The following is a 12,857-nucleotide window of genomic DNA, read 5'->3' as shown; positions in this document are numbered from 1 at the left end:
GGCCCCGTTCCCCGGAGGAAGGAACGGGACCACCCGGACCCGGGTCACTCGCCTTCGCCGCCGCTCTCGCCGTCGACGGCGTCGGCGTCGGGATCGGGCTCGGCCACCGCGACACGGGCGGGTCGCAGGACCCGCTCGCCGATGCGGTAACCGGGCTGGAGTACGTCCACCACGCTCGTCTCGGTCACGTCGGCCGAGTACGCGTGCATCAGCGCCTCGTGCACCACCGGGTCGAAGGGCTCGCCCTTCTCGCCGAAGCGTTCCAACCCGAGCTTGCCGGTCACCGCCTCCAGCGCCTCGCCCACCGACTTGAAGCCGCCGGTGAGCTCCTCGTGGTCACGGGCCCGGCCGATGTCGTCGAGCACCGGAAGGAGTTCGTTGAGCACGTTGGCGAGGGCCTGCTCGCGAACGGCCACCCGGTCCCGCTCGACTCGCTTGCGGTAGTTGTCGTACTCCGCCTTGAGCCGCTTGAGGTCCAGGGTGCGCTCGTCGAGCTGCGTCTTGAGGGCCTGTGTCTCCTCGCTGGTCATGGTGCCCGCTGAGGCCGCGGCGCTCCCACCCCCCGGGGGGCCGGGGGCCGGCTGCTCCGCCGGCTCCCGGACCTTGCCGGTCTGGGGATCGATGCGCCGCTTGTCGCGGATCACCGGACCCTCGCGCTCCTCGCCCTCGATGGGAGGGTTCGTCACGCGGCACCGTCCTTCGGCTTGTCGTCGTCCACGATCTCGGCGTCGACGACCTCGTCGTCCTGCGCCTGCGCGCCGTCCTGGTCGCCCGCGGTCGGGCCGGCGTCACCGGCGGCCGAGGCGCCCTCGGGGTTCTGCGCGTACATCGCGGCGCCCATCTTCTGGCTCACCTGGGCGAGCTTCTCGGCGCTGGTGCGGATCGCGTCGACGTCGGTGCCCTCGAGGTTCTTCTTGACGTCGGCGACCGCGTCCCCGACCTCCTTCTTGAGCTCCTCGGGGACCTTCTCGTCGTTCTCCCGCAGGAACTTCTCGGTCGAGTAGGCGAGGGTGTCGGCCTGGTTGCGGACCTCGGCCTCCTCCTTGCGCTTGCGGTCCTCCTCGGCGTACTCCTCGGCCTCGCGCATCATCTTCTCGATGTCGTCCTTGGGCAGCGCCGAGCCGCCCGTGATGACCATCGACTGCTCGCGGCCGGTGCCCTGGTCCTTGGCACTGACGTTGACGATGCCGTTGGCGTCGATGTCGAAGGTGACCTCGATCTGCGGGACGCCGCGCGGCGCCGGCGGCAGGCCGGTGAGCTGGAAGGTGCCGAGCTTCTTGTTGTACGCGGCGATCTCGCGCTCGCCCTGGAAGACCTGGATCTCCACGGACGGCTGGTTGTCGTCGGCGGTGGTGAACGTCTCCGACCGCTTGGTCGGGATCGTGGTGTTCCGCTCGATGATCTTGGTGAAGATGCCGCCCTTGGTCTCGATGCCCAGCGACAGCGGGGTCACGTCCAGCAGGAGGACGTCCTTGACCTCGCCCTTGAGCACGCCCGCCTGGAGGCTGGCGCCGATGGCCACGACCTCGTCGGGGTTGACGCCCTTGTTGGGCTCCTTGCCGCCGGTCAGCTCCTTGACGAGCTCGGAGACGGCGGGCATGCGGGTCGAGCCGCCGACCAGGACGACCTGGTGGATGCCGTCGACGGAGATGCCCGCGTCCTTGAGCACGTTGTGGAACGGCGCCTTCGTGCGCTCGAGCAGGTCGGTGGTGAGCCGCTGGAACTCGGCGCGGCTGAGCTTCTCGTCCAGGTGCAGCGGCCCCTCGGACGAGGCGGTGATGTAGGGCAGGTTGATCTGGGTCTCGGTCGAGCTGGACAGCTCGATCTTGGCCTTCTCCGCGGCCTCACGCAGGCGCTGGAGGGCCATCTTGTCCTTGGAGAGGTCGACGCCGTTGGCGTTCTTGAACTTCCCGACCAGCCAGTCGACGACCTTCTGGTCCCAGTCGTCGCCGCCGAGGTGGTTGTCACCGCTGGTGGCCTTGACCTCCACCACGCCGTCGCCCACTTCGAGCAGGGAGACGTCGAAGGTGCCGCCACCGAGGTCGAAGACGAGGATCGTGGCCTCGTTCTCCTTCTCCAGGTGGTAGGCCAGCGCCGCGGACGTCGGCTCGTTGATGATCCGCAGGACGTTGAGCCCCGCGATCTGGCCGGCCTCCTTGGTGGCCTGGCGCTGGTGGTCCGAGAAGTACGCCGGGACGGTGATGACCGCGTCGGTGACGGTCTCACCGAGGTAGGACTCGGCGTCCCTCTTCAGCTTCTGCAGCACGAACGCGCTGATCTGCTGCGGGGTGAAGTCCTTGCCGTCGATGGTCTCCTTCCAGTCCGTGCCCATCTCACGCTTGACCGACCGGATGGTGCGATCAACGTTGGTCACGGCCTGGCGCTTGGCCACCTCGCCTACCAGGACCTCGCCGTTCTTGGCGAAGGCGACGACGGACGGCGTGGTCCGCGACCCCTCCGCGTTGGCGATGACGGTGGGCTCGCCACCCTCAAGGATCGCGACGACCGAGTTGGTCGTCCCGAGGTCGATGCCGACCGCACGTGCCATGTCTCTCGTCCTCCGTCGTGATGCTGCTTCGTCGAGTGTGGTGCGTTGTGTGTGGTGCGTTGTGTGTTGCGTCGGAAGGAGACCCGGCCGCCGTCGCCCCCGGAGGGCGGCCGGCTGAGTCTCCAGTCCGCAAGATTGCCTGGTACGGATCCACTTGTCAAATGACTTGAGTCGACCCGACTCAACTTTACTGCTGTTCTCTCTAACAGGACGAGTGAGCGGGGCATTCCCGTTCCCGTCCACAGCCTCCTCAGGGCCGTTTTCCTCACCCCGGAGGAGCTCCGGCCCCGGCGCCTCGCCCTCAGGAAGGAGACCGGGTGTCCGTAAGGGTCCAGCGCCCGGGAGGACGCGGCGCCCGGGAGGACGCGGCGCCCGGAAGAACGCGGCGCCTGTAAGAACCGGCCGTCCGAAGGGACCTCTTTGTGATCAAAGTCCGGGAAAGGTGATCGGCACTTCGGGTGATCATCTCTGGACGATCATCACGAGGAGGTCTGGTGGGACGAAGAACTGCGGGGCGGGTGGCGCTCTGCGTGGTGCTGGCAGGCGGCGGCCTGGCGGTCCTGCCCATGGCGACCGCGCAGGCGGGCGGGACCGCGCCGAAGGGGTCGGGCGTGCTCCCCGCCGGCAAATCCTGGACGGTCACCCTGGTGACGGGTGACGTGGTGAAGGTCAGCACCGTCAAGGGACGCCTGCCCATGGTGTCGGTGAAGCCGGGCAAGGGGAGGGCCAACAAGCTGTTCCACACCTCGTTCCGTCCGAACGGGCACGTGGTCGTGACGCCGGTGGACGTCGCGTCGCAGGTGGGCCGGGTCCTCGACCCCCGCCTGTTCGACGTGACCACGTTGATCCGGCAGGGGTACGACGACGCGCGGAGCAAGGAGCTGCCGCTGATCGTGGCGGGGAACGCGGGCGTGCGGACGCTCGGGGCCCGCCAGGAGCGCGAGCTGTCCAGCATCGGGGCGGTCGCCGTGCGCCAGCCGAAGGGACAGGGAGTGCGGCTGGGCCCGGCCCTCACAAGCCGGTCGAGCGGCATCCGGCACATCTGGCTGGATCAGAAGGTCAAGACCTCGTCCTCGCCGACCGTGTCCTCGCCGACGGTGTCCTCGTCGGCCATCCTTGCGCCCAAGCAGGACCGGAATCTCACGCAGGTCGGGGTGCCGGTCGCCTGGAAGGCGGGATTCACCGGGCGCGGGATCAACGTCGCCGTGCTCGACACCGGAGTCGACGCCACGCACCCGGACCTGGCCGGGCGCATCACCGAGACCAAGAACTTCAGCACGTCCCCGGACGTCGTGGACCGCGCCGGGCACGGCACCCATGTCGCGGCCACGGTCGCGGGCACCGGCAAGGCGGCGGGCGGCGAGCGCACGGGCGTCGCGCCGGACGCGTCCCTGCTGATCGGCAAGGTCCTGAACGACGAGGGCGAGGGCGAGCTCTCCGACGTCATCGCCGGGGCCGAGTGGGCCGCCCCGCGCGCCAAGATCGTGAACATGAGCCTGGGCGCCTCCGATCCCTCCGACGGCACCGACCCGGTGTCGCAGGCAGTGGACAAGCTGACCGCCGAGCATGGCTCGTTGTTCGTGGTGGCCGCCGGCAACAGCGGCGGCCTGGCCGATATCTCGACTCCTGCCGCCGCCGACTCGGCGCTGACCGTGGGCGCCGTCGACGGCAAGGACACCCTCGCGGAGTTCTCCTCGCGGGGACCGCGCCCCGGCCGGTACGCGGCCAAGCCGGAGATCGTCGCGCCGGGCGTGGACATCGTCGCCGCGCGCGCTGCGGGCACCACGATGGGCGAGCCGGTGGACGAGCGCTACACTGCCGCCTCCGGTACCTCCATGGCGACGCCGCACGTCGCGGGTGCCGCGGCCCTCGTCGCCCAGCGGCATCCGGACTGGAAGGCGGCGCAGCTCAAGTCGGCGCTGACCGGTGCGGCCGACTCGGCGAAGGGCGGCGACGCGTTCGAACGCGGCACCGGCCGCCTGAACGCCGGGACCGCCGTCACCGCACCCGCGGTGTCGTCGACGGGCGTGGCCCACCTGGGCACTGCCGCCTACCCGCAGACCGGGACGTTGACCACCAAGGTGAGCTGGACCGGGCGCAAGGCCGTGAGCCTGCCGCTCTCCGTGCGGCTCCTCCGCCGTAACGGCGGCGGTGTGGTCGACGGCGCGGCGACGCTGTCGGAGACCAAGGTCGACGTCCCCGCCAACGGCACCGCCACGGCGACACTGCAGATCGACGTCGCCAAGCTCAAGGCCAAGCCGGGCCTGTACGCGGCGGAGGTCGACGCCAAGGGCGGGCCTCGCACGCTCGTCACGTTCTACGTCGAGCCGCCCAGCCACACCCTGACGGTCAAGGCGACCGCGCTGCCGGACACCCCGGAGGGCGCCTTCTCCGCCTACACCGGCGTCCTCAACCTGGATGACGCGGCCCAGTACGTCAGCACCACCGAGACCGACCCGAGCGGCACGGCGAAGCTCCGGGTTCCGAGCGGTCGTTACAGCGTCATGGGCGCGGTGACCGACAGCACCGACGGCAAGCAGCGGGCCGCGCTCGTCGGCGACCCCGAGGTCTTGGTGGACCGCGACGTCACCGTCACCCTCGACGGCGCCGGGTCCAAGGAGGTCAAGGCCACGGTCCCCGGCAAGGAGACCGAGACGACCATGGCCGCCGTGCATTACGTTCGCGGCAATGGGCAGGCCCTGTGGGGCGATTCCGTCTACGCGCTCAGCTCCGCGGAGAAGGTGTACGCACAGCCGACCGAGGCGGTCACGGCAGGCACCTTCAAGGCGTACAGCGCCTTCCGGCTCAAGGCGCCGGGCACCGTGTGGGACCTCCTGGAGCCGATGGGCGACCGGGTCCCCGCCGACCCGACGTTCGTCGTCACTCCTGCCGTCCAGGCACGGCTCGCCCGTATCGACCAGCGCTTCGCCGCCCTCGACGGAGACACGACCAAGCAGGACGGGCAGAAGCGCTATGGCATGACACCCGAGGGCGTCCTGCTCCAGGAGGGCGACGGCAACGTTCCCACGGGCACCACTCGCACCGACTACGTGTCCGCCGGACGTGGGCTCCTGTGGAACGACGAGGCGTTCCCCGGGGCCATGGACGGCTGGGTGGACCAGGAGCCGTTCTCTCCGCTCAAGCCCGGCAGCCGGGTCACCAAGACCTGGGGCCGTTTGCCGATGCGGCCGGGCCCCAACTCCGCGACCACCGTGATGGTGAGTGGCTGCGAGCCGCCCGCGTCTGTCCGGTCGCGCGGCGTCATGACCGTCGTCCTGGTCGACCTGCAGACCCGGCCCGACGGATTCGACTGCGACCTCCCGCAGCAGCCTGACCCCACCAAGCGGACGATGACCCTCTACGCCGGAGACGACAAGATCCGGGAGGTGGCCGCGCGGGGTGCCCGCTTCACGGTCCCGACGTCGGCTGCGACCTACCGGCTCCACTACGAGAACGACACCTCGGCCGTGCTGCCCGTTTCCACCCGGACCTCGACCGACTGGACGTTCCGGTCGAAGGCGCCGGCCGGGACCGGCACCGAACGGCTGCCGCTGCTGACCGTGGACTACGACCTCGGACTCGACCTGCGCAACCAGCCGGTGGGCAAGCCCGCCGTCTTCACGGTCGCACGCGTCAAGGGCAGCGGCACCGCCAAGGTCACCGGCCTGAAGTTCTGGACGTCGATCGACGACGGCAAGACCTGGACGCCCGTCACGGTCAAGGCGCTCGGCGGCGGCCGTTTCTCGGCACCGCTCCCGGCCCCGGTCAAGGGCCAGTCGGTCTCGCTCCGTGTCGCCGCCGGTGACGCGGGCGGCAGCACCATCGACCAGCAGATCATCAGGACCTACAACGTCCGCTGACCCACCGATAACCCACCACTGACCTACCCGGAAACCTCGGCCGCGGCTCCCTCCCACACCTCCCGGGAGCCGCGGCCGAGTGCTGTCCGGGTGTAGGAAGAGATCCCGTGTGAAGGGCGGTCGGGGTTCCGGATGAGAACAGGGTGACCGGCCCCCCACAGAAGGACCCACATGAACGAGAGCCACGCTTCGCATGCCGCCAGAGCCCCGGACGGCGACGCGGCCGTGATCGAGAAGTCGTGGCATGAGCCCGAGGTGTTCGCCGAGATCTTCCACCGGTACTTCGACGAGATCCATCGTTATGTCGCTCGGCGGCTCGGCACCGACGCCGCCGACGACATCGCCGCCGAGACGTTCCTCGCGGCGTTCCGCAGGCGCGACCGCTTCGATCCCGCCAAGGGAGCCGTCCGGCCCTGGCTCTACGGGATCGCCACCAACCTGGTGTCCGTGCACCGGCGTTCGGAGCGGCGCTTCTTCCGGGCGCTCGCCAGGACACCCGCCGAGCACGTCGCCCCCGGTCACGAGGAACGTGTCGCCGCCCAGGTGAGCGCCGGCGAGGTCGGCAAGGAGCTCGCCGGGGCGCTGGCGCGGCTGCCCGCAGGCGACCGGGACGTGCTGCTGCTGGTGGCGCTCGCCGACCTGAGCTACGACGAGGTCGCGCAGGCGCTGGATCTCAAGAACGGAACGGTGGCCTCACGGCTGAACCGGGCTCGGAGAAAACTTCGTGAGGCGCTGGGCGGGGTCAACCCCACGCTCACCACTGAGGAGTCGCCCGCATGAACGAGATGAAACTGGTCCGCGACCTGCTCCAGGAACCGCCCCCGCCGACCCCCCAGGTCTCCGCCCACGCCCTCGCCCGTCTGGACGACGAGATCTCCGGCCGCCCGCACTCCCGTCGCCGCACCCGCCGTCGCCGGCGAGTGCCCTGGACCATTCCGCTCGGCCTTGCGGCCCTGGCCACGGCGGCGGCCGTAGCGGCGGCCGCCGTGACCGTGACGGGCGGCGAAACTCCCGAGCCCGGCCCCACGCGCTCGGCCTCGACTCCGCGTGCGCTCGCGCTGGACACGATGTCGACGCAGCAGGTCCTGCTGGCGGCCGCGGACACGGCGGAGCGAAAGTCGTTGACCGACGGTGCGTACTGGCGTGTGACCAGCATCCGGGAGAGCTGGACGAGGGGCACCGCGACGTACAGGCAGTTGGATGTCTACTGGTTCGGCAAGGACGGCCGGTACCAAGGCGGCAGCCGTCACCTGGAGGGCCCGTACAAGGGCAATGCGGGTTTGGGGAAGCCTTCACGCCCGTCGTCACGTCCCTTCTCGATCGTGGATCAATCCTTCTCTCTTCAGGAGATCCGTGGGATCCCCGCTGATCCCAGAGGTGTCGTCGCCTGGGCACGAGGGGCTGCCAAGAAGCACTTCCCACGGGCCAGTGAGAGCTACCGTGAGTCATTCGTGGACCGCTTCCTCGTGGGGTTGCTCGCCCAGACGCCCGCGCTGCCCAAGACCCGCGCCGCCGCGTTCCGTGCCCTGGCGGCGCGACCGGGTATCAAGAGCGGCGGCAACGTCCGGGACAGCGAGGGACGGGTGGGGCGGGAGCTGCGATTCGACCCCAAGGGCGTCCAACGGGTCCTGGTGGACCCCAACACGGGGATGCTCCTTGCCGAGTACGCCGTCCTCTCGAAAATGCGCAGGCTCCATAGAGTGATCTTCCTGGAGGCCGTCTGGACGGACGAGCGGCCCAGCATCCCTAAAGCCCCCTGATGGAAGTGCGGAGCGGCCTTCGGATGAGAAGGGGTAAATCTGTCCACGCCGATGGATGAGGCCTCATCTTGAAGGAGCCACGCATGACCGCTCCCCCCGAGGTCGCCACCCCCTCACCTGAGGGGGTGGACGACGCGTCGGTCATCGAACGGTCCTGGCATGAGCCCGAACGGTTCGGCGCGATCTTCGACGCCTACTTCGCGGAGATCCACCGGTACGTGGCGCGCCGCCTCGACGTGCATGTCGCCGACGACATCGCCGCCGAGACGTTCCACGCCGCGTTCCGCAAACGCCGGACCTACGACCTGACCCGCGGCGACGCCCGGCCCTGGCTGTACGGCATCGCCACCAATCTCATCGGCCGGCACCGGCGCGACGAGACGCGGAAGTACCGCGCCCTCGCGCGCCTGCCGATCGATGGTGGCGCGACCGGCCACGAGGACCGGGTCGCCGCGCGGGTGAGCGCACAGCAGCAGGTCAGGGGCCCGCTGGCCGACGCGGTCGCGGGCCTGCCCGCCAAGCAGCGCGACGTGCTGCTGCTGGTGGTGCTGGCCGAGCTGTCGTACGAGGAGGTCGCTCAGGCGCTGGGCGTCCCCTTCGGCACGGTGTGCTCGCGGTTCAACCGGGCTCGAAAGAAACTGCGCGAGGCACTTGGCGGGACCAATCCACTGCGCGACGAGGAGAGGACCCGATGACCGACCTGAACGAGCTCACCGAAGTGCGGGCGTTGTTCGACGATCCGCCCGCGCCCAGCGCGCAGATCGTGGCGGCCGCCCGCGAACGCATGACGGAGGAGGACGAGCGCGGGCAGCGGCGGCCGTGGCGGTTGCAGGCCGGGCTCGCCGGGTTCGTGGCCACCGCCGCGGCGGTCACGGTGGCCGTCACCACGTTGGGCGGAGGGGGCGGGCCGGAGTCGCCTGGTCCGGGACTGATCCCGACCACGGAGAACGGCCGTGACACTATTCTGCTCGCCGCCGCGGCCCAAGCGGAACGTGAGCAGGTGGGGCGCTACTACCGGACGCGAACGGTCGCTGAGCCGGTCGTGTACGCGGCGCCCGGCGGCTATGTCGTCGCCCGTAAGTCGGAAAGCGACGAGTGGACTCCGCGTTCCATTTCCGACACGTACGTCGCGTACCACCGCTCGCTGGGCATCGGCCCGGCGACCGACACCGACCAGGCGGCGTGGCGCAAGGCGGGCTCGCCGCGGACGGTCCGCGTGCGGACGGCCGACGATCCGCGCACGATCACGCTGACGATGTCCGGGCCGGGTGCGAGAGAGACCTTCCGCACGACCGGCGCCGAACGGAAGCGGCTGTGCAAGTGCGAGGTCGAGCCGTGGATGGAGCGCGAGAAGCTCGCGTCCCAGCCCGGCGGGCTGGAGCGGCTGCTCTTCCCGGAACAGCAGCAGCAGGCACGGCTCGGTGACCGGCCGTTGCACATCGACCCGGCGAACAGGTTGCTCGGCAGCTTTGACGTGCTGACGAAGGCGGCCTCGCCCAAGGTGCGCGCGGCGGTGTTCCGGCTGCTGGCCGGGCAGCCGGGGATCACGATGGTCGACGGCGTGCGGGACATGCGCGGCCGCACCGGGATCGCGCTCGTGGGGCGCGGAAGGACCATCGGCGGCGCGGACGGCGTCTTCGACGTCCAGCTCATCATCGATCCGAAGACGTACCGGGTGCTGGGCAAGCAGTATGTGGTCGTCACCAAGGGAGGCCGCTTCCCCGGTGTGCAGCCCGGCGCGGTGGTCGAGCGCCGCGCGGTGCTGGACGCGGGCTGGACGAACGAGGCGCCGCCCCGCTGATCGCCGTCGCGCTGATCGCCGTCCGTGGCGCGGGTGTGAGGGCGCGGCGGTGTGAGGGCACGGGGCTGTGAGGGCGCGGGTGTGAAAGTGATTCCGGGCATCGGGTGATACGTCCTGTGACCGCCACCCGTGCCACGGAAAGGCATCAGATGACGACAGGGAAATCCCTCGCCGCCGCGCCGCCACGCGCGGCGGCGTCCCTGCATGATCCCGAACGGTTCGGCGAGGTCTTCGACACGTACTTCCGGGAGATCCACGGGTACGCGGCGAAGCGCCTCGGCCGGGACGCGGCGTACGACGTCGCGTCCCAGACGTTCCTGGAGGCGTTCAACAAGCGCCACCGCTACGACGAGGCGCGGTCGGGCGTCCGGACGTGGCTCTACGGGATCGCCACCAACCTCATCGGGAAGCACCAGCGCAGCGAGGTACGCGGCCTCCGTGCGCGGGCGCGGCTCGGCAGGGCGGCCGACCGCGCTGAGGGACATGCCGACCGTGTCGACGACCAGGTGAGCGCCGAGGGCCTGCGCGGCGCGCTGGCCGACGCCATAGCGAGGCTGTCGCAAGGTGACCGCGACGTGTTGCTGCTCGTCGCGCTCGCCGACCTCAGCCACGAGGAGGTCGCGGCGGCGCTGGACATCCCGTACGGGACGGTCGGATCGCGGCTGAGCAGGGCCAGGAAGAAGGTGCGCGAGGCGCTGGGCGGGACCAACCCGATGCTCGATCTGGAGGACGACCATGGATGAGACGCGGATCGTCCGCGAGGCGTACGGACAGCCGGCGCCGCCCACACCGGACGAGATCGCCCGCGCCCGCGCGCTGCTGGACCGTGGATCGGACCGCCTCGACTTCGCCGGACCAGTGGGAGAGGCCACAGACGACGTTCAAGTGATCACTGTGGGGCCGACGGACGAGCCGACGCCAGGTCGGCGCCGCCGGTTCGGATGGCGTGCGCAGGCGGGGCTGGGCATGGTCGCCGCGGCCGCGGCGGCGGTCACCGGCATCGTGCTCCTGGGCGGCGCGCCCGCAGAGCCGGACCGCGGTCCGGCGGGCGGGCCGGGTGCGCAGGCGGGGCGCGACCTGTTGCTCGCGGTGGCCGCCCGGGCCGAACGCCTCCCGGCGACGCGGGGCCGTTATTGGTACACCAGCATGGTCTCCGGGCAGTCCTACATCATCCGCGCGAAGACCGGCGAGTACGCGATCGTCGGGGCGCACACCGAGTACTTCAAATGGTTGGGTGCCAAGAAGGGCGACGGCACCGGGTCCTATGGACGTCACCTCCCCGCCAGGCCGCTGACCGCGGCGGACGAGGCGGGCTGGCGGCGTGCGGGGTCACCGGCGATGTTCCGGGTCTGGTCCAACGACCATTTCCAGATCTACGGCCGGCGGGCCACTCCGTGGAGGGCGGACGACCCCGACCCGCGTGGCGGTGGATCGTTCTCTGTCCGGGGCAGAACGATGACGACCCGGCAGGTGCGCGAGCTGTCCCCCGAGCCGGCGAAGCTGGCCGAACTGCTCCGCGATTCCAAGCCTTGGCCGCCGCCGCCGGGGAGAAGGCCCGGCGATGGGGTGGACTCCGCCGCCCGCCACGTGGTCGGGCTCCTGAACATCCCGGTATCGCCCCAGGTACGCGCAGGGCTCCTCCGGGCGCTGGCCGCTCAGCCCGACGCGCGGGTGGTGGGCGAGAAGACCGACCCGCTCGGTCGCAGAGGTGTGGCGGTGACCATCGACACGCCGCAGCGCAAACGCGATGTGCCGCTGCCGACCTTCTCGAACGAGCCCGAGGCGGAGAAGGGGGACTTCGGCTCACGCGGCGAGATCATCATCGATCCCCAGACCGGTGAGGTGCTCTCGGACCAATCGGTGCTGACGAAGCCGGGCGGCCCGTACCGCATGCAGAAGCCCGGGTTCGTGATCGACTATTGGGCCACTCGGGACGCCGGGTGGACCGACAGCCAGCCCAAGCCACTGGTGGAGCTGCCCTTCTGACCCAAGCCACTGGTGGAGTTGCCCTTCTGACCTAGGCCGACGGCGTGCTTCCAGAACCGCGCCCCCGAGTCAACGGACTCCAGGACCGCGCCCCCGCAGTCAACGGACTCCAAGGATCGCGCCCCCGGAGTCAACGGACTCCAAGGATCGCGCCCTCGCAGTCAACGGACTCCGGGGGCGCGGTCTTGCGCCCGGGCTTCGAGGCCGTCCAGGAGGCAGCCGAGCCCGAAGGCGAACCGGCCCTCCATGACCTCGTTGGTTTCCTTGGCCCATACCTCCCGAAGGTGGGCGGTCAGGCGCGGGTGCCGCTCGTCGTTCACCTCCAGGTAGGGCCCCATGGAGGCCATCCAGTCCTCGGCACTGAACTCCTGTTGGTTGGCGCGCCAGCTCGCCTCGCTGCCCGCCGCGCCGATCACGTAGTCGTTGACGACCGCCTGCGCGTACTCCAGGTCGTACGCGCTGAATCCGGCCTGGTCGCAGGCGCCGAGGAGCTCGTCCATCGCGCGGGCGGCGTTCGGGCCGAGCATGGGACGGCTGCCGAAGAGCGGCACCGTCCAGGGGTGCCGGTGGATCATCGTGCGCAGGCTGCCCGCGTATCCGATGACGGCGGCCCGCCAGCCGTGCCCGGCGGGGTCGGGCGTGTGGACCTCGGCCATGACGTGGTCGAGCGCGAGCTCCAGAAGCTCGTCCTTGTTCGCCACATGCCAGTAGACAGTGGTCGCTCCAGCGTTCAGCCGCGTGCCGAGGCGGCGCATGCTCAGCCCGTTGAGGCCCTCGGCGTCGAGCAGTTCGAGCGCCGCCGCCACGATCTGGTCGCGGCCGAGAGTGGGCTGCTCCCGGCGTGCCTTCTGCGGCCGTGTCCAGACCGACGTCGGTCGCTCCGCCATGGGCAGTCCTTCCTC

The 12,857-nt window shown here is 70.5% G+C and carries 10 protein-coding genes; 7 read left to right on the top strand and 3 right to left on the bottom strand.

Annotation, left to right across the window (positions count from 1 at the left end):
• Positions 1-44: 44 nt before the first annotated feature.
• Positions 45-686, bottom strand: a complete 642-nt coding sequence (gene grpE / locus ACH34W_RS21885; protein WP_395962813.1) for a nucleotide exchange factor GrpE — start codon at positions 684-686, stop codon at positions 45-47.
• Positions 683-2,548, bottom strand: coding sequence for a molecular chaperone DnaK (dnaK, locus tag ACH34W_RS21880; RefSeq protein ID WP_395962812.1), 1,866 nt, complete (start codon positions 2,546-2,548; stop codon positions 683-685). Before dnaK ends, grpE begins: the two co-directional genes overlap by 4 nt.
• Before the next feature lie 494 nt (positions 2,549-3,042).
• Here dnaK and ACH34W_RS21875 point away from each other — a divergent pair, with 494 nt between their 5' ends.
• The 7 genes from ACH34W_RS21875 (at position 3,043) to ACH34W_RS21845 (ending at position 11,955) form a co-directional block, all read left to right on the top strand.
• Positions 3,043-6,408, top strand: a complete 3,366-nt coding sequence (locus tag ACH34W_RS21875; protein ID WP_395962811.1) for a S8 family peptidase — start codon at positions 3,043-3,045, stop codon at positions 6,406-6,408.
• Between the two features lie 171 nt (positions 6,409-6,579).
• Positions 6,580-7,188: an RNA polymerase sigma factor gene (locus tag ACH34W_RS21870; RefSeq protein WP_395962810.1), complete on the top strand. Its 609-nt coding sequence runs from the start codon at positions 6,580-6,582 to the stop codon at positions 7,186-7,188.
• The gene (locus ACH34W_RS21865) at positions 7,185-8,168 is read left to right on the top strand and encodes a CU044_5270 family protein (protein WP_395962809.1); all 984 of its coding nucleotides are present in this window, start codon (positions 7,185-7,187) and stop codon (positions 8,166-8,168) included. The genes ACH34W_RS21870 and ACH34W_RS21865 overlap by 4 nt, the downstream gene beginning before the upstream one ends.
• A gap of 83 nt (positions 8,169-8,251) precedes the next feature.
• Positions 8,252-8,863 (top strand): RNA polymerase sigma factor, encoded by a 612-nt coding sequence (locus ACH34W_RS21860; RefSeq protein WP_395962808.1) that lies wholly within the window; start codon positions 8,252-8,254, stop codon positions 8,861-8,863.
• Entirely contained in the window at positions 8,860-9,969 is a 1,110-nt protein-coding gene (locus tag ACH34W_RS21855; RefSeq protein ID WP_395962807.1) for a hypothetical protein, read from the top strand. Before ACH34W_RS21860 ends, ACH34W_RS21855 begins: the two co-directional genes overlap by 4 nt.
• 149 nt (positions 9,970-10,118) lie before the next feature.
• Complete coding sequence (locus ACH34W_RS21850) at positions 10,119-10,712, top strand: RNA polymerase sigma factor (protein WP_395962806.1); 594 nt, start codon at positions 10,119-10,121, stop codon at positions 10,710-10,712.
• Positions 10,705-11,955, top strand: a complete 1,251-nt coding sequence (locus ACH34W_RS21845) for a CU044_5270 family protein (protein WP_395962805.1) — start codon at positions 10,705-10,707, stop codon at positions 11,953-11,955. The genes ACH34W_RS21850 and ACH34W_RS21845 overlap by 8 nt, the downstream gene beginning before the upstream one ends.
• A gap of 161 nt (positions 11,956-12,116) precedes the next feature.
• Here ACH34W_RS21845 and ACH34W_RS21840 read toward each other — a convergent pair whose 3' ends face one another.
• A complete protein-coding gene (locus ACH34W_RS21840) occupies positions 12,117-12,842 on the bottom strand; it encodes a TetR/AcrR family transcriptional regulator (protein ID WP_395962804.1) in 726 nt (241 codons plus the stop codon).
• Positions 12,843-12,857: the final 15 nt, after the last annotated feature.

Origin of the sequence: Actinomadura sp. 6N118 (assembly GCF_044326415.1) — a bacterium.
GTDB lineage: Bacteria > Actinomycetota > Actinomycetes > Streptosporangiales > Streptosporangiaceae > Spirillospora.
Note: the sequence above shows the minus strand (reverse complement) of the source record. Positions and strands in the feature narration are given on the sequence as shown.